Origin of the sequence: Kribbella sp. NPDC026611, from assembly GCF_040638345.1 — a bacterium.
Classification (GTDB): domain Bacteria; phylum Actinomycetota; class Actinomycetes; order Propionibacteriales; family Kribbellaceae; genus Kribbella.
This window is the reverse complement of sequence record NZ_JBEZYC010000005.1, coordinates 439961-460130: the sequence shown is the minus strand read 5'-3', so window position 1 is coordinate 460130 and position 20170 is coordinate 439961. Positions and strand designations below refer to the sequence as shown.

Sequence of the window (20170 nt, the reverse complement as noted above, 5' to 3'; positions counted from 1 at the left end):
AACCGTCAAGTCTAGTTTGGAGAGCCGCACGATGCCCGTCGCAATCACGAAGCTCGAACCACGACTGGTCAAGCTCGCCCTGGTCCTATCCCTCGGCTCGGCCGCCACCCTCGTCGACACCACGATCGTCAGCGTCGCGATCAACCGCCTGACCAGCGAGTTCAGCGCACCGCTCGCCACGATCCAGTGGGTCACCACGGCGTACCTGCTCGCGCTGACGGCGATGCTCCCGCTCACCGGCTGGGCCGTCGCGCGGTTCGGGACGCGGGCTGTCTGGCGGTTCTGCCTAACCGGGTTCCTGCTCGGCTCGGTGCTGTGCGCGGTCGCCTGGTCGGCGGGCAGCCTGATCCTGTTCCGGGTGATCCAGGGAATCGGCGGCGGCATGCTGCTGCCGCTGATCCGAATCGTGCTCGCGGACGAAGCCGGTCAGGACAAGCTCGGCCGGCTGATGAGCTTCGTCATCGTCCCGACGCAGCTCGCGCCCGTCGTCGGCCCGGTCCTCGGCGGCCTGATCATCGGCTCCCTCGACTGGCGCTGGGCATTCCTCGTCAACGTCCCGATCACCGTGGCCGCGCTGATCCTGAGCCGCGGTCTGGTCACCGGCACGCCGTCGGCAAAGATCCCGAATCTCGACATCCTGGGCGCAGTCCTGCTTTCCCCAGGACTGACGGCGCTGATCTACGGCTTGAGCGTGTACGGCGAGGCCGGATCACTCACCAGCACCGCGGCCGGAGGCTTGATCGCCGGCATCGTCCTGCTGATCGGGTACGGCGTACATGCGCTCAAAGCGTCCACGCCGCTGCTCGATCTCAAGCTCTTCCGCGACCGGTCGTTCAGCGCCTGCGCCGCGCTCGTGTTCATCTTCGGCGGCTCGCTCTTCGGCGCGATGTTCCTGCTCCCGCTCTTCTACCAGCAGACCCGCCACGCGAGCCCACTCGAAGCCGGCCTCCTGCTCGCACCGCAAGGCATCGGCGCGATGGTCAGCACCGTCTTCGTCGGCCGCATCCTCGACCGCACCGGCGCGACCCGCACAATCATGCTCGTAGGCCTGGCCCTTGCCGTCGCAGGCACGATCCCGTTCGCGGTGGGATCACCCACCCCGCTACTGGCCGGCGCACTACTGGTCAGGGGCCTCGGACTGTCCGCAGCCCTGCTGCCGTCGATCACCGCGACCTACCAAACCCTGCCGAAGAACGCGTACGCCGCCGCCAGCAGCGGAACCCGCATCCTGCAGCAGATCGGTGGCTCGCTCGGCACCGCCGTACTGGCGATCATCCTGCAGCGACACGACTTCCACGCCGCGTTCTGGACCACGGTCGTGATCACCGCGGCCGCCGCGCTCGCTGCCCTGGCTCTCCCGGCACGGACGCGCGCATGAGGGTTATATTCCTGGTATGGCAACTACGTTCGAGGTCCTCGCGGAGCCGCGACGCCGGGAGATCCTCGACCTGTTGCGGACCGGTGAACGCCCGGTCGGCGAGCTGGTCGACGCCCTCGAGCTGAGCCAGCCCGCGGTCTCCAAACATCTGAAGGTCCTGCGCGACGCCGGCCTGGTCGAGGTACGCCACGACGCCCAGCGCCGCTGGTACCGGCTCCGCCCGGCGCCGCTCGCCGAGATCGACGCCTGGCTCGAGCCGTACCGCGAGCTCTGGCGCGGCCGCCTCGACGCCCTCGAGGCACACCTCGGCCGGATGGATTAGCTCGATGGGTGTCCCGAGCAGCTCCGAGGCCGAGCTGGGCCAGGCCCGCGCGAACCGCTGGTGGGTCCGCGGACGACGGGTCGGCTCCATCGAACGGGCCGCGGGATTCATCGGCGACGTCGGGTTCGCGGTGCTCTTCCCGGCACCGCGCGCCGTCGTACCGTCCCTGTGGGAGGCGGTCGCCGGCGAGGACGAGGAGCCGTTCGGGGCCGGCATGGGCACCAACGAGCAGCGCGTCTGGACGTGGAAGGACGAGCTGCCCCGCCGCGGCCTTGCCTGGTACGGCGCCTTCCTCGCCGGCCGGGGATCGTTTCTGTCGCCCGAACTCCTCAGCGCGCTCTACCCGGGCGCGGGTGAGCCCACCGATCACCTGGCCCTGGACCTGTCACCGGCGGCGCACGAGATCGCCGACGCGATTGCGGCCGAGCCGTTGCCGAGTGCAACCTTGCGGGCACTCATCGGTGATCGCTCGCGCTACCAACGCGCGATCACCGAACTGCAGCGCAACCTACTGGTCACCACCGCGGGTGTCCACGAGAGCGGATCCGGATGGCCGGCGGCGTTGATCACGCTCACCTGCCACCAGTTCGACGTCGGCGGCGGCACCGACCACACGTTCGCGGCCGCGAGGTTCGTGGACACCATGCTCGCCACCACCCCGGGCAAGCTCGCCCGCGCGTACCGGTGGCCGGTCGCGCAGGCACGAGCCCGCCTCAACGAACTGGTCCACACCGACCAGGCAACCTTCGACGGCACCCGGTACCTGCGGCGTTAGTGCGACTCGGCCAGGTCGAAGACGTTGCCTTCTGGGTCCGCGAGGGTGATCCAGTGCGTTCCGTACTCGTCGTGCTCGTCGAGCCGCTTGGCGCCCAGCGCGACCAACCGGTCGACCTCGGCGGACCAGTCCGAGGACGCCGCCAGGTCGACGTGCAGCCGGTTCTTCCCGTTGCGCGGCTCCGGCACCTGAGCGAACATCAACGTCGGACCTGCAGCGGACCGGTTCACGGTGGCGAAGAATTCGTTGCCATCGGCATCGACTGACGACGACAGCACCCCGGCCCAGAAGCCGGCCAGCGCGGCGGCGTCGGCGCAGTCGAAGACGATGTTCTCGAGCGAAACAGACACGGTAGAAACCTTTCAGAGAGAGGGGAGCTGCTGGATCGGCCAGCAGATCTCGGTTCGGTAGTTCGCCGGATCGGGGTCGTCCCCCGGACCGACGACGTACAACTCGCGGATCGGACCCGGCGCGACCTCGCAGTGCTCCGCGACGTGGCTGCCGAGCGCGCCGTAGCTGCGGTCGAAGTCGGTGAACGCACCGGTGTGCACGGCGACGGCGAAGAAGCCGCCGGGCAGGTCGACGAGCTCGACCCCGTCGGCCGGCGGCTGATCCGGCGCGACCGGCAGGAACGCGACGACCTCACCGGCGTCCTCGGTGAAGAACTCGTCGCTGTACGTCGCTCCCGCGGTGGCCCGGATGTCCGCGCCGGCCGCGTCCAGCTGGCCGAACGCGTACTGGCACCACGGCCCGATGTCGTCCCGCGTCACGTGGTCGACCACGCCGTACGCCCGGAACGACGGAATGAAGCGATAGGAAACGTCGAGCAGCGGCTCACCCGGCGTGAGCAGCTCACGCAGCGAGGTGACGACCTCGCGGGTGTGCGCGAGCTCCTGCTCCATCCGCTCGAGGTGAGCCCGAAGCGTCTGCTCGCGCGCCGGACCGTCGGCCGCCTCGACCACCGCCCGGACGTCCGGCAGCGGCATCCGCAGCTCGCGCAGCCGGCGGATCAGGTGCGCGGTCTCGACCTGCGCGGTGCTGTAGCGGCGGTATCCGGACGAGCTGTCGATCGAGACCGGCGCCAGCAGGCCGATCTCGTGGTAGTGGTGCAGCGTCTTCACGCTCAGATACGTCAGCCGGGAGAACTCCCCGACCGTCACCGTCGCCGTCATGCGACAAGCTTCCACCCTCCGGTAACCGGAGGGTCAAACGACAACGGTCAAACAACAACTGCCCTGCCTGAGAACAGGCAGGGCAGCTGCTGGCCGGATCATCAGCCGCGGTAGCGGCCGATCACCTTGGTGAAGTCCCACGGCTGCTGCGAGATGCCGCTGCACGAGTCGGCGCTGCCGCCGGTGCAGGGCCGGTCCCGGTTCACCGACCAGTAGGTGAAGCGGGCCAGGTGGTGCTGCGACGCGTACGACAGCATCGTCTCGAAGTCCGACACGTTCACGCGCTCGGCGTTGTCGGTGATGCCGTTCATCGACGAGATCCCGATCTTCCGGTACGCCGCGTCGTCGCTCAGCCCGTACGCCGACTTGACCTGGTTCTTCAGGCCCTCGGCCGCCTGCAGCGTCAGCGTCCCCATGTTGTTGGTGCCACCACCGAAGTCGAACGGCATGATCACCCAGCCGTCCAGGTTCAGCCCGGAGTTCGCACCCCGCTGGATCAGGTCCTGACCGTTCCCGTCCGGCCCCGAGGTGGTGGTCCCGAAGGTCAGGTACGTCGCGATCCCCGGGTTGTTCTGCTCGATGATCTTCAGCGCGTCGACGACCTTCTGGCGAACCGCGGCCTGCGCGAACTCCTGGTCCTCGATGTCGATGTCGATCGCCTTCAGCGACAGCGCGTTGATGACCTTCTGGTACGCCGCAGCCAGCTCGCTCGCCGACCCGCAGCTCTGACCGAGCTTGTTGCCGGACCAGCCACCGATCGACACCACGGCGTCACCGCCGTTGGCCCGGATCGTGTTCAGTGCCTGCTGGTCGACACCACCGGTCAACGGACGGCCGCCGTCCCACTGCGGGTTGCAGTACCCGTTGGACAGGATGAACGCCATCGTGAACCACTTGACCCCGGTCGCATTCATCACGGTCGCCGGGTTCGGCGGGTCACCCCAGCCCTGATAGAGGTACGGCGCGGCCGCCATCGGCGCGCCACCTGGAGGCGGCGGGGTGGTGTCGCCGGCCGGCGCGTACCACTTCTGGTTCGCCGCACCGGTGCAGCTCCACAGCTGGAGCGGCGTACCGTTCGCGGAGTTGTTGCCGGTGACATCGAGGCACTTGTTTGCCTGCGGGTTCACCAGGTCCCGGCCGGAGGTGTAGGTCCACTGCTGCGCGGCGCTGCCGTTGCAGGTGTAGAGCTGCACCCTGGCGCCGTTGGCAACCGACCCGGCGTTCACGTCCAGGCACTTGCCCAGCGCGGTCAGCGTGCCGTCCGAGTTCCGGCTCCAGGACTGCGCCGCGGTCCCGTTGCAGTCGTAGAGCTGCACCGTCGTACCGTCGGCGCTGTTGGCGCCGGCGACGTCTACACACTTCCCTGCCAGTCCGGTGATGGTCCCGGTGGCGGCCTGGGCCGGCGCCGAGACGATCAGCAGACCCGCACCGAGCACCAGAGCCGCGGCTGCCGCCGCCAGCCGGCGCATCAGAGCGTCCACTTCTGGTTCGCGGCGCCGGTGCAGCTCCACAACTGCAACGGAGTGCCGTTGGCGGAGTTGTTGCCGGTCACATCAAGACACTTGTTCGCCTGCGGATTCACCAGATCTCTCCCACTCGTGTAGGTCCACTGCTGGGCGGCGCTGCCGTTGCACGAATAGAGCTGCACCCGGGCTCCGTCGGCGACGGAACCGGCGTTCACATCCAGGCACTTGCCGAGCGCGCGGATCGTCCCGTCACCAGGGCGGTCCCACTGCTGGGCCGCCGTACCGTTGCAGTCGTAGAGCTGCACCGTCGTACCGTCCGCGCTGTTGGCGCCGGCCACGTCGACGCACTTGCCGGCCAGGCCGGTGATCTGACCGCCACCGCCGCCGCCACCGCTCTGGGTGCCGGACCAGGTGAAGGTCGCCGAGGTCTTGGTCGGCAGGGTGTAGGTGAAGGACTGCGAACCCCAGTTCACCCGCACGGACTGCGAGCTGCCGGTGGTGTTGAACGCGATCAGCGCCTTCGAACCGTCCGGGTTCTTCCAGGCCACGTTCTTCACCGAACTGTTCGCGGTCGAGTCGATCCGCAGCGCGCCCGGCTTCACGAACTTGGTCAGGTGGCCCATCGTGTAGTACTCGATGGTCTTGGTGACCTGACCGCGCTGGCTGTCGTTGCGGTGCACGGTGACGAGACCGGTGCAGACGTTGCAGCCGGCGCCGACGTACGGCAGGTGCGCCTCGTCGAGCGCGATCCCCCACTTGACCCACGACTTGTCCCAGTTGCGGGTGTAGTCGACCAGGTTGTTCATGTCCTCGACCTGCTGGTTCGGGATCCAGGTGCCGCCCGAGTGCTCGGTCATGTAGGCGTTCACGCCGTACTGCGCGTGCACCTGGGACTGCAGGTTCACGTCGCCGCCGTACCCGTGCCAGGCGATACCGCCGAAGTTCGGGTCGTTGCGCAGCGCCGCGTCCGCGATCGGGACCGAGCCGAGGTCGTTGTAGTTGCCCCAGTTGTAGTCCAGGATCAGCACCTTGGTGCTGAGCCCGGCGGCGTGCAGCGCCGGGAACAGGTTGTTCTTGGTGAACTCGAGCAGGCCGGAGCCGTTCCAGTTCATCGACGCGTAGCCGGTGCTGTCGCTACCGCAGCAGGTCGGCTCGTTCTGCACCGAGACGTAGTCGATGTGGTTGCCCTGCGCCTCGTTCTGCTGGAGGTACTTGACGAAGTACTGCGCGTACATCGGGTAGTACTGCGCCTTCAGCCAGCCGCGGTGGACGAAGTCGTTGTTGTCCTTCATCCAGGCCGGCGCGCTCCACGGCGAGCCCATCACCTTGACCGCCGGGTTGAGCTGCCGGGCCTGCTTGGTGAGCGGGACGACGTCGGCGAGGTCGTGGTTGATGCTGAAGTCGTTCAGGTCGCAGCAGGTGTCGTCGTAGGAGTAGTTGAACCGGGCCAGGTCGGAGGCGCCCATCGGGTTCCGGATGAAGGCCAGGCCGATCCCGTTCACCGGGTCGAACAGGTCCTTCATCACCTGGTCGCGGGTCGCGGCGGAGATCGTGTTGCTGCTGTTCAGCAACCAGGCAGAGCTGTCGGCGAACGCCGCGCCGCCGCCTTCGAAGGACTGGTACGTCGTGTTCTCGTTGACCGTGATGGTCTGGTTGGCCGAGCCGCCGGCGGGGCCGAAGTTCACCGGCGTCTGCTGCTGCAGACCGCGGGTGACGTTCTGGCCGGCGGAGTCGTTCGTGGTGGTCAGCCAGATGTTGACCTGTTCGCCGGCGGCCTGGGCCGGCTGGGCGGTTCCGATGCCGAGACCGGCGGCGGCGACGCACAGAGCGGCGACCACGGCCGGCAAGAGTTTTCTCGCGGGCATGGGGCGGTTCTCCTTGTTGTGAAGGAGTTTGGGACAGGGGACGTTGTCGGCGTCTGCCCGCGCCGCAACTGGTGGTCAGCACGAGGTAACCATCCGTGCATACCGGTGTCAACGCTGAAAGCGAGACTTTTTTCAGATCTTTTAATTAGTCCCGGCCTTGACGTGGGAGCGTTCTCACGCCAAGCTGCCGCCCAATCACGCCCTCATTCAGACGCCCCCGGAGATGAGGTTTTCGATGAAGCGTCCACGCATGCTCGCGCTCCTCGCGATCGGTGCCGCACTGGTCGGCACCACCCTGCTCCAGCCCTCCGCAATGGCCAAGCCGCAGGCCGCCGGTGCGGCGACCGCCACCATCTGGGAGGACAACTTCAACGGCCCGGCCGGCCAGGCCCCCGACCCCGCCAAGTGGCGGTACGACATCGGTGGCGGCGGCTGGGGCAACAGTGAGTTGGAGTACTACACCAACAGCACCCGCAACTCCGCTCTGGACGGCAACGGCAACCTGGTGATCACCGCCCGGCAGGAGAGCGGCGGCTTCCAGTGCTGGTACGGCCCGTGCCAGTACACCTCGGCGCGCCTGCTGACGGCGCAGACGTTCACCCAGACGTACGGCCGGTTCGAGGCGCGGATCAAGATCCCCCGCGGGCAAGGGCTCTGGCCGGCGTTCTGGATGCTCGGCGGTACGAACTGGCCGAACGACGGCGAGATCGACATCATGGAGAACATCGGCCGGGAGCCGGCCACCGTGCACGGCACGATCCACGGCCCGGGATACTCTGGTGCGAACGGGATCGGTGCCGCGTACAACCATCCGAACGGCTGGTCGTTCGCCGACGACTTCCACACGTTCGCGGTGGACTGGGCCCCGGACTCGATCACCTGGTCCGTCGACGGCGTGCAGTACGAGCGCCGGACGCCGGCCGACCTGAACGGCAACCAGTGGGTCTTCAACCACCCGTTCTTCATGATCATGAACGTTGCCGTCGGCGGCGGCTGGCCGGGCAACCCCGACGGCTCGACCGTGATGCCGCAGACGATGACAGTCGACTACGTCCGCGTCTCCACGCTCGGCAGCAGCTCCAGCGGCTCGCAGATCACCGGCCTGGCCGGCAAGTGTCTCGACGTCGCCGCCGCGAACACCGCCGACGGTACGCCGGTGCAGCTGTACGACTGCAACGGTACGAACGCGCAGAAGTGGACCCGCCCCGGCGACGGCACGATCCGTGCTCTCGGCAAATGCTTGGACGTCAACGCCGGCTCGGTCGCCGACGGCGCCAAGGTCCAACTCTGGACCTGCAACGGAACAGGCGCCCAGCAATGGACCTACTCCGGCGCCAAAGACCTCGTGAATCCACAGGCGAACAAGTGCCTCGATGTCACCGGCAACAACTCCGCCAATGCCACCCCGGTCCAACTCTGGACCTGCACCGGCGCCGCAAACCAGAAGTGGAACGTGTAAAGAAGATCAAGGAAGAACAAAGAACAAGAGATTTCACAGTGGTGGCCGGCCCAGACGGTCGGCCGCCACTGTGTGCTGTTCAGAAGTCTAAGAAAAGAGCAGACACTCGGGAGCAGCGCTGGACAACTACAACTGGTACGGGTCGATGTGCGTTCTGAGACGCTGACGTCGCGGTCGCCGGAGCCGGCCACTACTCTAAATCTCTCTTCTTTCTTTCTCTGATCTTTCTAAGAAGTGCGGTTGGGTACTGCGCCTCCGTCGCGGAGGAGGCGTACTACTGGGAGGGTTGCGGCGCCGAGGGCTACGGCGTCGCGGCCCAGTTCGCAGAGGACGATCGAGACCTGGGCGTACGGGCGGCGCAGCGCGTGTTTGCCGACCTCGGTGCGTAGGTCGTCGAGGTAGCGCTCGCCCAGGAGTAGACCGGCCCAGCCGCCGAGGACGATGCGCTCGGGGTTGACCAGGTTCACCAGGTTCGCGAAACCCGCGGCCAGGTAGCCGATCGTGTCCGCGATGATGGTTGCCGCCGGCTCCGACGAGGAGTTCAGGAGCTCGACGAACGCCGTCTCTTCATCACCTTCGACGACGCCGCCGGCCTGGCGGTAGCGGTCCAGCACACCCTCGGCGCCGACATACGCCTCCAGGCACCCGAGCCCTCCGCAGCGGCACTGGCGTCCGCCGTACACGATCGTCATGTGGCCCCACTCGCCCGCGCTGCTGCGGGCGCCGCGGTAGCTCGAACCGCCTGCCACCAAAGCGGATCCGACGCCGGAGCCGACCAGCGCGACCACCGCGTCCGTCGCGCCTCGGCCGGCGCCGAACCACATCTCGGCCTGGCCGAGCATGTTCGCGCCGTTGTCGACGTGCACCGGAATATCGGTGCCCTCAGCAAGCATCTCGGCGAGCGGCACCGCCTCCCAGCCGAGCGTCTGCGCATCCACGACCGCGTTGTCCTCGACCACACCGGCGACCGCGACGCCCAGCCCGAGCACCTCCGAGGGCTGTACGCCGGACGTCGCGACGACGGCCGAAAGCCCTTCCAGGACGTGCTTCACGACCTCCGCAGGGGTCGGCGTGCTGATCGGGTGGTCGTGCCGGGCGAGCACGTTCATCGCCAGGTCGAACAGCTCGACCCGGACCCGGGTCTCGCCGACCTCGGCGCCCACGACGTACCGGAACGTTGGTGACACCCGCAACAGGACCCGCGGCCGGCCGCCCTCGGACTCGACCGAGCCGGCCTCCTCGACCACACCCTCGGCGATCAGCTCGCTGACCAGGTTGCTCACGCTGGCGGCGCTGAGCGAGGTCCGCACCGTCAGCTCCTGGCGGCTGAGTGGACCCTCCCGGTAGATGCTGGTGAGGATCACCGAGCGGTTCGACCGGCGCATGTCGCGCACCGTGGTCCGGCGTACCTCCATCTCAGCCCTCACCCCCTGATCCGACCCGCTGTGGCCCCGAGTTCATCACGTAGCGGGGCCGCCCGGAAGAGGACCCTTCTTTCAAACGGTGAACTAAGCAGCGATTCGTTACCGCTCCGTGATTGACGTCACCTTGTCCGCTCGGCTTTCATCTACGGAACCGCTTCCGAAACCGGTTCCGTCCCACCAGCCCCGACCGCCCGAGGGGAGTTCGAGCGTGTCCATCACCATCGCCGATGTCGCGGCCCGCGCCGGTGTCAGCAAGACCACCGTGTCGCGTGTCCTCAACGGCAAGGGCGAGCTGGACCTGCGCACGGCCGAGCGGGTCCGCCAGGTGATCGCCGAGCTCGGCTACGTGCCGAGCGCCCGCGCGGTCGGCCTGGCCCGCGGCCGGACCCGGGTGGTCGGCATGCTGGTCCCGTCGCTCACCTGGCCCTGGATGGGCGAGGTGCTGCAGGGCGCCGTCGACGTGGTCGAGGGCGAGGGCTACGGGCTGCTGCTGTTCACCTTCAACCGAGGTGAGGAATCCATGCAGCAGTTCGCCTCGCAGGTCTCGGCCCAGTCGTTCGACGGCCTGCTGGTGATCGAGCCGGAGGGCACGCTCACCTACATCGAGCAGTTGCACGCGCGCGGCCTGCCGGTCGTGCTCATCGACGACCGGGACAAGCGACCGCAGTTCCCGTCCGTCGCGACCACCAACTACGCCGGCGGGCAGTCCGCCGCCCGGCACCTGCTGGAGCTCGACCGCCGCCGGCCACTGGTGATCACCGGCGTCGAGCGCTTCGGCTGCACCCACGAACGCCTGGACGGCTTCCGCGACACCTACGCCGAGGCCGGTGTCGAGCTCGACCCGAGACTCGTGTTCGAAGGCGACTTCACCCACGAGAGCGGGCGTCTCGGCGTCCAGCACGCGCTCGGCGAGCGGCTCGAGTTCGACGCGATCTTCGCCCACAACGACCTCTCCGCCGGCGGCGCCATCCAGGCCGTCCGGGAGACCGGGCGGAACGTGCCGAACGATGTGTCCGTGGTCGGGTTCGACGACATCCTGTACGCCTCCCACACCGAGCCGCCGCTGACCACGGTGCACCAGCCGATGCGCCAGATGGGTCAGGCCGCGGCCCGGATGCTGATGGGGTACTTCAACGGCACCCCGCTGCCCGAGGACCCCCAAGTCCTGCCCACGACGCTGATCGTCCGCAGCTCAACCGCCCCGAAATCTCCGCACCGGACCAGACCCGCCCCCACGAACCGGTCCCACTAGAAGAAGCTCCGGCGGCGGGGCAGCTGCCCCTGCTCCGCCGCCGGCGTACCCCTCGACACCGAACCGATATGGCGTTCGCTCTTCCGATGAGAGCGTTCTCACGCCACGATGCACTGGCCCACCGGCTCAGGGTGGGCCATCCGCCAAAAGAGATTCACAGGAGGAACCGATGCGAGCACGACGCATTGTCGCGCTGGCCCTCACGGGCCTGCTCGCGGCAGCCACCCTGGCTGCCTGTAGCAACGGGGACGGGAAGACCAGCAGCAGCGGCGCCAGCGCGAGTGGCGCGACCGTTCTCAACATCGGCATGCCGAACGGTCCGCAGACCGAGAACCACAACCCGTTCCTCGGCTCCTCCTCGGGCGCCTCCCTCGGGTACCGCTGGATGATCTTCGAGCCGCTGGTGATGATCAACGGGATCAAGCCGACCGAGCCGGGCAAGCCGTGGCTGGCGACCGAGTGGAAGTGGGACGCGAACTTCACCAAGCTGTCGTTCACGATCCGCGACGGCGTCAAGTGGTCCGACGGGCAGCCGATGACCGCCGACGACGTGGCCTACTCGTTCCAGCTCCGCAAGGACCACGAGGGCCTGAACCAGGACGCGATCCCGTACGGCACGATCACCGCGTCCGGCAACAAGGTGGACCTGACCTTCACCCGGTCCCAGTTCACCAACCAGAACAAGATCCTGACCGTGTTCGTGGTCCCGAAGCACCAGTGGTCCACGCTCAAGGACCCGACCCAGGACATCCTGAAGAACCCGATCGGCACCGGTCCGTACACGGTGAAGTCGTTCACCCCGCAGACCACCACGCTGACGCTGCGCGACTCGTACTGGCAGGACCTCCCGAAGGTCAAGGAGCTCCGCTACACGTCGTACAACGACAACAACGCGCAGACCACCGCGCTGGCCAACGGCTCGTCGGAGTGGAGCTTCGTCTTCGTCCCGAACGTGAAGGCCGTCTACCAGGCCAAGGACCCGAAGAACCACAAGCTCTGGTTCCCGGCGAACCTCGGTATCCACGGGCTGTGGATCAACACCACCAAGAAGCCGTTCGACAACCCGGCCCTGCGCCGCGCGATGAACCTGGTGATCAACCGCGACGACATCTTCCAGCAGGGTGAGGCCGGGTACTTCTACCCGAAGGTCGAGTCCGTCACCGGGATCCCGACCCCGGCCGGTGAGTCGTTCATCGCGCCGGAGTACAAGGACAAGAAGCACGCAGTTGATGTCGACGGTGCGAAGAAGGAGCTCTCCGACGCGGGCTTCAAGCTCGAGGGCAACGTGCTGAAGGACCCGACCGGGAAGCCGGTCACGATCACGCTGACCGACCCGGCCGGCTGGTCCGACTACCAGACCGACCTGGAGATCATCAAGGACAACCTGTCCACGATCGGCATCAAGGCGACCGTCGACAAGGCCAACCAGGACGCGTGGTTCAAGAACATCGACACCGGCAACTTCGAGGCCGCGATGCACTGGACCAACGGTGGTGCGACGCCGTTCGACATCTACCAGAACATCATGGACGGCAAGATCCTGAAGCCGGTCGGCACCGGCGGCGTGAGCGGCAACTACGGCCGGTTCAACAGCCCGGAGGCAACTACCGCGCTGAACCAGTACGCCAACGCGGCCGACGACGCGACCCGGACCACGGCGCTGAACACGCTGCAGAAGATCATGGTCGAGCAGATGCCGATGATCCCGACCTCGGCGTCCAACGTCGGCGGTCTCTACAGCACCAAGAACTGGGTCGGCTGGCCCGACGAGCAGAACCAGTACGGGCCGGCGCAGCCGACCCAGCAGAACGCTCTGCAGATCATCCTGAACCTGAAGCCCGCCGGCAGCCAGTGATTCACCGACCGCGGCGCCAGGACGTTCTGGCGCCGCGGTCGCACGATTGGAGACCCATGACGGTCACCGAGACCGAGGTTGTTCTGGAGGCCGAGGGCCTCACCAAGCATTTCCCGGTACGGCGGGGCGTCCGCGACCTGCTCACCCGCGACCGCAAGGTCGTGCACGCGGTCGACGACATCAAGCTCACGCTCCGCCGCGGACGGGTCACCGCGCTGGTCGGCGAGTCCGGGTCCGGCAAGTCGACCGTGGCCCGCCTGATGGCCCAGCTGTACGGGCGCACCGCCGGCGACATCCGCCTGCACGGCGAGTCCGTCACGGTCCGCGGCGGGCGCAAGTTCCGCGCGTACTGCCGCCGGGTGCAGATGATTTTCCAGGACCCGTTCGCCTCGCTCAACCCGACGCACACCGTGCGGTACCACCTGACCCGGTCGCTGAAGATCCACGGCCGCGCGGGCGAGCTCGAGCAGAACCTCCGCGACCTGCTGGAGCGGGTGCAGCTCACGCCGCCGGAGCGCTATCTCGACAAGTTCCCGCACGAGCTGTCCGGTGGCCAGCGGCAGCGCGTCTCGATCGCCCGGGCGCTCGGCGCCGATCCCGAGGCGTTACTCGCGGACGAGCCGGTGTCGATGCTCGACGTGTCGATCCGCCTCGGCGTCCTGAACCTGCTGCGGGACCTGAAGGAACGCTTCAACCTCGCGATCCTCTACATCACCCACGACATCGCCTCGGCCCGGTACTTCGCCGACGAGACCCTGGTGATGTACGCCGGTCGCCTGGTCGAGGGCGGCGACTCCGAGACCGTTACGCAGCACCCCGCCCACCCGTACACCCGCCTGCTGATCGAGAGCGCGCCGGATCCCGACCGCCTCGGTGAGTTGAGCCGGCCCGAGGACCAGGCCGGCGGCGAACCGCCCAGCCTGATCGCACCGCCGAGCGGCTGCCGGTTCAACCCGCGCTGCGTGCACGCGATGCCGAAGTGCTCGACCGACCTCCCGCCGCGCTTCGAGCTGCCCGCCGCCGGTCACTGGGCTGCGTGCTGGCTCTACGAGGAAGGAACCGCGCAGTGAAGTTCCTTCTACAGCGCATCGCCTTCTACCTGTTCACCGCATGGGCGGCGCTGACCATCAACTTCTTCATCCCCCGGCTGATCCCCGGCGACCCGGTCACCTCGCTGATGGCGAAGTACCAGGGCCAGCTGAGCACGGAGGCGATCCACTCGCTCTACGTGCTCTTCGGCCTGGACAAGAACGCCTCGCTCTGGAGCCAGTACGTCGACTACTGGGGTCAGATCTTCCACGGCGACCTCGGGCTGTCGTTCACGTTCTTCCCGACCCCGGTCTCGGAGATCCTCAAGCAGAGCCTGCCGTGGACGATCGCGCTGGTCGGCATCACCACGCTGGCCAGCTTCCTGATCGGTACGTCGCTCGGCGTCCTCTCCGGCTGGCGGCGCGGCTCGATCATGGACGGACTGTTGCCGATGACAACGTTCCTGTCCTCGATCCCGTACTTCTGGCTCGGCCTGCTGGCGATCACGCTGTTCGCCGGTACCGACAGCTTCTTCCCGTCCTCCGGCGGCTACGAGCCCGGCCTGGTCCCGTCCTGGAACGGGACGTTCATCGGCAGCGCGATCCAGCACAGCCTGCTGCCGGCGGTCACGATCCTGATCTCGTCGGTGAGCGGCTGGATCCTGACCATGCGGAACATGATGGTCACGGTCGCCTCCGAGGACTACATCACCGTCGCGCACGCGAAGGGCCTCCCCGAGCGCCGGGTGATGGTCAGCTATGCGGCCCGCAACGCGCTGCTGCCGAACGTCTCCGGCTTCGCGCTGTCGCTCGGCTTCATCGTCGGCGGCACCCTGCTGGTGGAGATCGTCTTCTCCTACCCGGGCATCGGCTACAACCTGTTCCAGGCCGTCGGGGCCAAGGACTACCCGCTGATGCAGGGCGTCTTCCTGGTCATCACGCTGTCGGTCCTGGTGGCCAACCTGCTGGCCGACGTCGCCTACCTGCTCCTCGACCCGCGCACCCGGAAGGAGGGCTGATGTCCGCACCAGCCACCACCATCACCGCGGTCACCCCCGAGGGCCCGGTCGCGACCGCGCCGGCCAAGCGCCGCCGGCTCCGTTTCGTCGCCAACCCGAAGGCCGCGACCGGCCTGATCGTGCTCGCGTTCTTCTGCGTGATCGCGATCATCGGCCCGTGGATCGCGCCGTACGACCCGTCGGCGCGCAGCAGCGACCTGATCCAGGCGCCGTCCGGCAAGCACTGGTTCGGTACGACGCATCTCGGCCAGGACATCTTCAGCCAGGTGCTGGTCGGGACCCGCGGCGTCATGTTCGTCGGCCTGCTGGCCGGTCTGGTCGCGACGGCGCTGTCGATCCTGATCGGCGTCAGCGCCGGCTTCCTCGGCGGCGCCGCGGACGAGAGCCTGTCCGCGCTGTCGAACGTGTTCCTGGTGATCCCGGCGCTGCCGCTGATCATCATCGTCGCGTCCACGATCCCGTCGGCGGGTGACCTGATGGTTGCCCTGGTCATCGGGTTCACCTCGTGGGCCTGGGGTGCGCGGGTGTTGCGCGCCCAGACGCTGTCGTTGCGGCGGCGGGACTACGTGGAGGCCGCGCGGGCGACCGGTGAGAGCACCTGGCGGTTGATCACCTTCGAGATCATGCCGAACCTGACCGCGATCATCGCGTCCGGTTTCGTCGGCACCGTGATCTTCGCGGTGATGTCCGAGATTACCCTGGCGTTCATCGGCATCTCGACGATCTCCGAGTGGAACTGGGGAACGATCCTGTTCTGGGCGCAATCGCAGCAGGCACTGGCTCAGGGCGCCTGGTGGTGGTTCGTCCCGGCCGGTCTGGCGATCGCCGTCCTCGGTACGGCATTGTCGCTGATCAACTTCGGCATCGACGAGTTCGTCAGCCCGCGGTTGCGGTCGAGCGGTCACACCAGGGTCAAGACGAAGGACGGTCACTCGGTGCGGATGCGGGTCGGGTTCACGCCGGTCCTGTCGTCGAAGGAGGCGCCGGTGACTCCCGTCGTACCGCGTCGTCGTGAGGAGGAGGTCGCGTGAAGACGCCCGTACTCGAGATCAAGGACTTCCACGTCGACTACGGCCTCGGTGCTCAGGCAGTGCAGGCTGTTCGCGACGTGACGCTCACGTTGCACCGCGGCGAGGTGCTCGGCCTGGCCGGCGAGAGCGGGAGCGGCAAGTCGACCTTGGCGTACGGCGTGACTCGGCTGCTGCCACCGCCGGGGGTGATCAGCGGCGGTTCGGTGATCTACCACCCGCCGTCGGGCGACCCGTACGACGTGATGGCGCTGACCGACGCGGAGCTGCGGCGGTACCGCTGGGCCGAGACGTCGATCGTGTTCCAGGGCGCGATGAACTCGCTGAACCCGGTGCACAAGGTCTCGACCCAGATGCTCGACGTGATCAAGGCGCACGAGCCGCAGCTGTCACCGGCCGCCCGGGTCGCCCGGGCGCAGGAGATGCTGAAGCTGGTCGGGATCTCGGCGGACCGGATGGACGCATACCCGCACCAGCTGTCCGGCGGGATGCGGCAGCGGGTGATGATCGGGATGGCGCTCGTGCTCGAGCCGCAGATCGTGATCATGGACGAGCCGACCACCGCGCTGGACGTGGTGATGCAGCGGCAGATCCTGGCCCAGCTGGTGGAGCTGCGCGAGCGGCTCGGGTTCTCGGTGCTGTTCATCACGCACGACCTGTCGCTGCTCGTCGAGTTCTCGGACCGGATCGCGATCATGTACGGCGGCCGCATCGTCGAGGAAGCGCGCTCGCGCGATCTCTACAAGGACTCCTTGCATCCTTACAGCGAAGGGCTCTTGAAGTCCTTCCCCGCACTGCGCGGAGAACGGCGCGAACTGGCCGGGATACCCGGTTCGCCCCCCGACCTGCGCGGGATGCCTACCGGTTGCTCCTTCCACCCGCGGTGCCCGCAGGCCTTCGACCGTTGCTCGACCGACATCCCGGTCCTGGCGATTCCCTCCGCGCGCAACGACCCCAACCGATCAGTCGCGTGCTGGCTTCCCGGCCGTACTGCTTAGAAAGGCAAAGATGAGCACAACTTCTGTCTCGGGGGACGCCGACCTGATCGCCGGGTTGCCGTCCGGGTTCCGGTGGGGCGTTGCGACCTCGTCGTACCAGATCGAGGGTGCGGTCACCGAGGACGGCCGGACGCCGTCGATCTGGGACACGTTCTGCCGGGTGCCGGGGGCGATCGACAACGGCGACGTCGGCGACGTCGCCTGCGACCACTACCACCGGATGCCCGCGGACGTGGCCCTGATCAAGTCGCTGGGGATGGACACGTACCGGTTCTCGGTGGCGTGGCCGCGGGTGCAGCCGCGCGGCAAGGGCCCGGTGAACCCGGCCGGGATCGGGTTCTACGACCGGCTGGTCGACGAGCTGCTTGCCCAGGGCATCGATCCGTGGGTGACGCTGTACCACTGGGACCTGCCGCAGGAGCTCGAGGACGCGGGCGGCTGGCCGGTGCGGGACACGGCGTACCGGTTCGCGGAGTACGCGATGCTCGTCTTCGACGCGTTGAAGGACCGGGTCGACACCTGGACCACGCTGAACGAGCCGTGGTGCTCGGCGATGCTCGGTTACGCGTACGGCGCACACGCGCCGGGGCGGCGTGACTACCCGGCCGCGATCGCCGCCGTACACCACCTGCTGCTCGGACACGGACTCGCGACGCAGCAGCTGCGCGAGGCGTCGCCGCGGAAGCTCGACATCGGCATCACGCTGAACGTCGCAACGGCGTACCCCGCGTCGGATGCCGCTCCGGACGTCGACGCCGCCCGGCGGGCGGACGGGATGGGGCGCCGGATCTACCTGGACCCGCTCGTCCACGGACATTACCCCGCCGACATCGTGGCCGACCTTGCTCGGGAAGGCGCCGAACTGCCGATCGAGGACGGCGACCTGGAGATCATCTCCGCACCGATCGACGTGCTCGGCGTCAACTACTACTTCAGCCAGAAGTTCTCCGGCTACGCCGAGGACGGGAGCACGCTCGACGCAGCCGGCCTGCCAGTGAGCCGCGAGGTCCCGCTCGGCAAACCCCGCACCGCGATGGACTGGGAGATCGTCCCCGAAGGCTTCACCGACCTGCTGCTCAGCATCGCGCGCGACTACCCCGGCCTCCCGATGGTCATCACCGAGAACGGCTCCGCCTTCGAGGACCAGCCCGACGAGACCGGGTACGTCAACGACACCGACCGCCTGTCCTACTTCACGTCCCACCTGGGCGCGGTCGCCGACGCCATCGCCCGGGGCGCCGACATCCGCGGCTACCTGGCCTGGTCCCTGATGGACAACTTCGAGTGGGCCTACGGCTACGTCAAACGCTTCGGCATCGTCCGGGTCGACTACGAAACCCAGACCCGCACCCCGAAGGCGAGCGCCCTCTACCTCAAGGACCTGGCCGAGAGCTACCGCAGCCGCTGACCTGGTGGTGCGGCGGATTGCTCCGCCGCACCCACTACTTGGCGAGGAGCGGGTCGCAGGCCAGCATCAGCATCTCGGCCTTGCTCAGCGCGTCCGACGGCGGCTTCGCGCCGGAGTAGACGATGCGCACGAGCAGATTCTTCGTGGGATAGAAGGCGGTTCGGACGTACTTTCCGCCGACGACGCCCTCGGCGTACTTCCCCTGTCCGGTGTCAGGCAGTGTCACCGGCCGGCAGTCCTGGCATTTGGCCGACGGGTCGATCGTCAGCTCGAGCTGGAACAGGCCGCTGCTGGTGCCGATCTTGAGGACGATCCGGCGCTGACCGCGCTGGAGCTTCTGGGCCAGCATGTCCGCGTAGGTCTGCTCGCGGCCCGTGCGGTACGGGGCGAGCATTGCCAGCCGCAGCGCCCGTTCGCGGTCGGCCGTGGTGACCGGCGGGAGGTTCAGGGCCGGATCCGTCACGAAGGCGATCAGCTGGGCGTCGGTGATCGGCATGGACTTCAGCGGGATCGTGGAGTTGTTGCCGAACAGCGGGTTCATCGCGACGAACGCGGTCTCGCCGTCGGGCTGGACGTAGCTGAGCTCGACCGCCTTGCCGCGGTGGCCGATCATCGCCGGGCGGCCGTTCGGGAGCGTGACGCGGTGGCAGGTGACTCCCTCGTTGACCGAGCCGCAGGTGTTGCCCTGCTGGTTGGAGCGGGTCAGGCCGATCTCCAGCATCCCCTCGCCCGCGTCGCCGGGGACCTTCCAGCCGACCTTGTTCTCGATGCCGACAGTCGCCTCGCCCGGTGCGAACTCGAACAGGCCGGTGCTGAAGTCGAGGTGCTTGCGGTCCGGGTCGAGATGTTTCACCAGCAGACCCCTGATCAGCTTGTCCAGATCATGAGCAGCCGGATTGGCCGTCGTCTGTTCCTGGCTCGTGTCTTGAGACGTGTCCTGTGTCGCGTTGTGGTTCGCGGCCGGCGCCTCGTGCCGGGCCGCGGTGTGCAGTGGGCCGCTCAGACCAACCGCCGCGACCGCCACCCCGGCCACGGCGACGGCCGATGACGCGCCGGTCAGCAGCCGCCGCCGGAAGAGCCGGCGGCGGCCGGCGGTCAGGTCCTCCTGGAGAGAGCGGGGCAGCGCTCCGTCCTGCGCCGACGCGGCGTCGGTCAAGCGTTCGTGCAAGGTCTGCTCGTCGATCATCGGTTTCCTCCTACCGGCCCGAACTGGGCAGTCAGCAAGTCGTTCAGGCGGGCGAGGGCGCGGGTGCTCTGGCTCTTGACCGTGCCGGTGCTGAGGCTCAGGTCGGCGGCCGTCTCCTCGATGGTCAGGCCGACGAAGTACCGCAGTACGACGACCCGGCGCTGTCCGAGCGGGAGCGCGGCGAGCGCCTCCATCAGCGCCCGCCGGTCCTCCACCGCGATCCCTTCCGCGGCCATCGGGTCCAGACCCTCCAGCCCCGCGTCCTCGCGGCGCCACGGCCGGCGGCTCTCGTCGATCCCCGAGTTGACGATGATCCGCCGTACGTAAGCGTCGACGTTCCCGCTCCGCTGCACCCGGGTCCAGGCGACGTACAACTTCATCAACGCGGTCTGGACCAGGTCCTCCGCCTTGTGCACGTCGCCACAGACCAGGTAGGCGATCCGCCGGAGCTGAGTACGCCGCTGGGCGACGTACTCACTGAACTCCTCGTCCCTCATCCACTTCCCCTCGCTCGCTCCGTCACCGATGAGTACGG

The 20170-nt window shown here is 67.9% G+C and carries 18 protein-coding genes; 11 read left to right on the top strand and 7 right to left on the bottom strand.

All coding sequences use genetic code 11. The features are described from left to right. The first annotated feature begins 31 nt into the window (after positions 1 to 31). From AB0E69_RS23860 to AB0E69_RS23850, 3 genes are read left to right on the top strand one after another with little or no spacing between them, the layout of a single operon-like run. Entirely contained in the window at positions 32 to 1378 is a 1347-nt protein-coding gene (locus AB0E69_RS23860; RefSeq protein ID WP_360149880.1) for a DHA2 family efflux MFS transporter permease subunit, read from the top strand. 16 nt (positions 1379 to 1394) lie between these two features. Continuing rightward, complete coding sequence (locus tag AB0E69_RS23855) at positions 1395 to 1700, top strand: metalloregulator ArsR/SmtB family transcription factor (protein ID WP_360149877.1); 306 nt, start codon at positions 1395 to 1397, stop codon at positions 1698 to 1700. Between the two features lie 4 nt (positions 1701 to 1704). Continuing rightward, entirely contained in the window at positions 1705 to 2475 is a 771-nt protein-coding gene (locus AB0E69_RS23850) for a hypothetical protein (protein WP_360149874.1), read from the top strand. Here AB0E69_RS23850 and AB0E69_RS23845 read toward each other — a convergent pair. The 4 genes from AB0E69_RS23845 to AB0E69_RS23830 all read right to left on the bottom strand — a co-directional run bounded on the left by AB0E69_RS23845 (position 2472) and on the right by AB0E69_RS23830 (position 6978). Next, positions 2472 to 2825, bottom strand: coding sequence for a VOC family protein (locus AB0E69_RS23845; protein WP_360149871.1), 354 nt, complete (start codon positions 2823 to 2825; stop codon positions 2472 to 2474). The two genes, AB0E69_RS23850 and AB0E69_RS23845, sit on opposite strands and share 4 nt — an antisense overlap. A 12-nt stretch (positions 2826 to 2837) precedes the next feature. Beyond that, complete coding sequence (locus tag AB0E69_RS23840) at positions 2838 to 3647, bottom strand: MerR family transcriptional regulator (RefSeq protein ID WP_360149868.1); 810 nt, start codon at positions 3645 to 3647, stop codon at positions 2838 to 2840. Positions 3648 to 3748: 101 nt separating this feature from the next. Continuing rightward, complete coding sequence (locus AB0E69_RS23835; RefSeq protein ID WP_360149865.1) at positions 3749 to 5116, bottom strand: ricin-type beta-trefoil lectin domain protein; 1368 nt, start codon at positions 5114 to 5116, stop codon at positions 3749 to 3751. Beyond that, positions 5116 to 6978, bottom strand: a complete 1863-nt coding sequence (locus AB0E69_RS23830; RefSeq protein ID WP_360149862.1) for a lectin — start codon at positions 6976 to 6978, stop codon at positions 5116 to 5118. The genes AB0E69_RS23835 and AB0E69_RS23830 overlap by 1 nt, the downstream gene beginning before the upstream one ends. 235 nt (positions 6979 to 7213) lie before the next feature. Between AB0E69_RS23830 and AB0E69_RS23825 the strand changes: the two genes are divergently transcribed. Continuing rightward, complete coding sequence (locus tag AB0E69_RS23825) at positions 7214 to 8437, top strand: lectin (protein WP_360149859.1); 1224 nt, start codon at positions 7214 to 7216, stop codon at positions 8435 to 8437. A 227-nt stretch (positions 8438 to 8664) separates the two neighbouring features. Here the strand turns inward: AB0E69_RS23825 and AB0E69_RS23820 are convergent, their stop codons facing one another. Continuing rightward, the gene (locus AB0E69_RS23820; protein WP_360149856.1) at positions 8665 to 9864 is read right to left on the bottom strand and encodes an ROK family transcriptional regulator; all 1200 of its coding nucleotides are present in this window, start codon (positions 9862 to 9864) and stop codon (positions 8665 to 8667) included. A gap of 205 nt (positions 9865 to 10069) precedes the next feature. On the opposite strand from AB0E69_RS23820, the gene AB0E69_RS23815 reads away from it, so the two are divergent. The 7 genes from AB0E69_RS23815 to AB0E69_RS23785 all read left to right on the top strand — a co-directional run bounded on the left by AB0E69_RS23815 (position 10070) and on the right by AB0E69_RS23785 (position 18449). Next, on the top strand, positions 10070 to 11113 hold the full coding sequence (locus AB0E69_RS23815; RefSeq protein ID WP_360149853.1) for a LacI family DNA-binding transcriptional regulator: 1044 nt from the start codon (positions 10070 to 10072) through the stop codon (positions 11111 to 11113). Between the two features lie 169 nt (positions 11114 to 11282). Further along, positions 11283 to 12968 carry an ABC transporter substrate-binding protein gene (locus AB0E69_RS23810; protein ID WP_360149850.1) on the top strand — a complete coding sequence of 562 codons (1686 nt, stop codon included), beginning with the start codon at positions 11283 to 11285 and terminating at the stop codon, positions 12966 to 12968. 56 nt (positions 12969 to 13024) lie between these two features. Then, entirely contained in the window at positions 13025 to 14038 is a 1014-nt protein-coding gene (locus tag AB0E69_RS23805) for an ABC transporter ATP-binding protein (RefSeq protein ID WP_360149847.1), read from the top strand. Further along, positions 14035 to 15015 (top strand): ABC transporter permease, encoded by a 981-nt coding sequence (locus AB0E69_RS23800; protein WP_360149845.1) that lies wholly within the window; start codon positions 14035 to 14037, stop codon positions 15013 to 15015. Before AB0E69_RS23805 ends, AB0E69_RS23800 begins: the two co-directional genes overlap by 4 nt. Continuing rightward, a complete protein-coding gene (locus AB0E69_RS23795; protein ID WP_360149843.1) occupies positions 15015 to 16046 on the top strand; it encodes an ABC transporter permease in 1032 nt (343 codons plus the stop codon). The genes AB0E69_RS23800 and AB0E69_RS23795 overlap by 1 nt, the downstream gene beginning before the upstream one ends. Next, on the top strand, positions 16043 to 17041 hold the full coding sequence (locus tag AB0E69_RS23790; protein WP_360149840.1) for an ABC transporter ATP-binding protein: 999 nt from the start codon (positions 16043 to 16045) through the stop codon (positions 17039 to 17041). The genes AB0E69_RS23795 and AB0E69_RS23790 overlap by 4 nt, the downstream gene beginning before the upstream one ends. A gap of 10 nt (positions 17042 to 17051) precedes the next feature. Next, the gene (locus tag AB0E69_RS23785; protein WP_360149837.1) at positions 17052 to 18449 is read left to right on the top strand and encodes a GH1 family beta-glucosidase; all 1398 of its coding nucleotides are present in this window, start codon (positions 17052 to 17054) and stop codon (positions 18447 to 18449) included. 34 nt (positions 18450 to 18483) lie between these two features. On the opposite strand, the gene AB0E69_RS23780 is transcribed toward AB0E69_RS23785, so the two are convergent. Together AB0E69_RS23780 and AB0E69_RS23775 are read right to left on the bottom strand one after the other, a co-directional pair. Then, on the bottom strand, positions 18484 to 19635 hold the full coding sequence (locus tag AB0E69_RS23780) for a hypothetical protein (RefSeq protein ID WP_360149834.1): 1152 nt from the start codon (positions 19633 to 19635) through the stop codon (positions 18484 to 18486). Further along, complete coding sequence (locus AB0E69_RS23775; RefSeq protein WP_360149831.1) at positions 19632 to 20132, bottom strand: SigE family RNA polymerase sigma factor; 501 nt, start codon at positions 20130 to 20132, stop codon at positions 19632 to 19634. Before AB0E69_RS23775 ends, AB0E69_RS23780 begins: the two co-directional genes overlap by 4 nt. Positions 20133 to 20170: the final 38 nt, after the last annotated feature.

Excerpts from the sequence above, each read along its gene's own strand:
- AB0E69_RS23855 (WP_360149877.1), top strand. The coding sequence starts at position 1,395 with ATGGCAACTACGTTCGAGGTCCTCGCGGAGCCGCGACGCCGGGAGATC.
- AB0E69_RS23795 (WP_360149843.1), top strand. The coding sequence starts at position 15,015 with ATGTCCGCACCAGCCACCACCATCACCGCGGTCACCCCCGAGGGCCCG.
- AB0E69_RS23775 (WP_360149831.1), bottom strand. The coding sequence starts at position 20,132 with ATGAGGGACGAGGAGTTCAGTGAGTACGTCGCCCAGCGGCGTACTCAG.
- AB0E69_RS23810 (WP_360149850.1), top strand. The coding sequence starts at position 11,283 with ATGCGAGCACGACGCATTGTCGCGCTGGCCCTCACGGGCCTGCTCGCG.
- AB0E69_RS23835 (WP_360149865.1), bottom strand. The coding sequence starts at position 5,116 with ATGCGCCGGCTGGCGGCGGCAGCCGCGGCTCTGGTGCTCGGTGCGGGT.
- AB0E69_RS23860 (WP_360149880.1), top strand. The coding sequence starts at position 32 with ATGCCCGTCGCAATCACGAAGCTCGAACCACGACTGGTCAAGCTCGCC.
- AB0E69_RS23840 (WP_360149868.1), bottom strand. The coding sequence starts at position 3,647 with ATGACGGCGACGGTGACGGTCGGGGAGTTCTCCCGGCTGACGTATCTG.
- AB0E69_RS23805 (WP_360149847.1), top strand. The coding sequence starts at position 13,025 with ATGACGGTCACCGAGACCGAGGTTGTTCTGGAGGCCGAGGGCCTCACC.
- AB0E69_RS23830 (WP_360149862.1), bottom strand. The coding sequence starts at position 6,978 with ATGCCCGCGAGAAAACTCTTGCCGGCCGTGGTCGCCGCTCTGTGCGTC.
- AB0E69_RS23780 (WP_360149834.1), bottom strand. The coding sequence starts at position 19,635 with ATGATCGACGAGCAGACCTTGCACGAACGCTTGACCGACGCCGCGTCG.
- AB0E69_RS23785 (WP_360149837.1), top strand. The coding sequence starts at position 17,052 with ATGAGCACAACTTCTGTCTCGGGGGACGCCGACCTGATCGCCGGGTTG.
- AB0E69_RS23825 (WP_360149859.1), top strand. The coding sequence starts at position 7,214 with ATGAAGCGTCCACGCATGCTCGCGCTCCTCGCGATCGGTGCCGCACTG.
- AB0E69_RS23850 (WP_360149874.1), top strand. The coding sequence starts at position 1,705 with ATGGGTGTCCCGAGCAGCTCCGAGGCCGAGCTGGGCCAGGCCCGCGCG.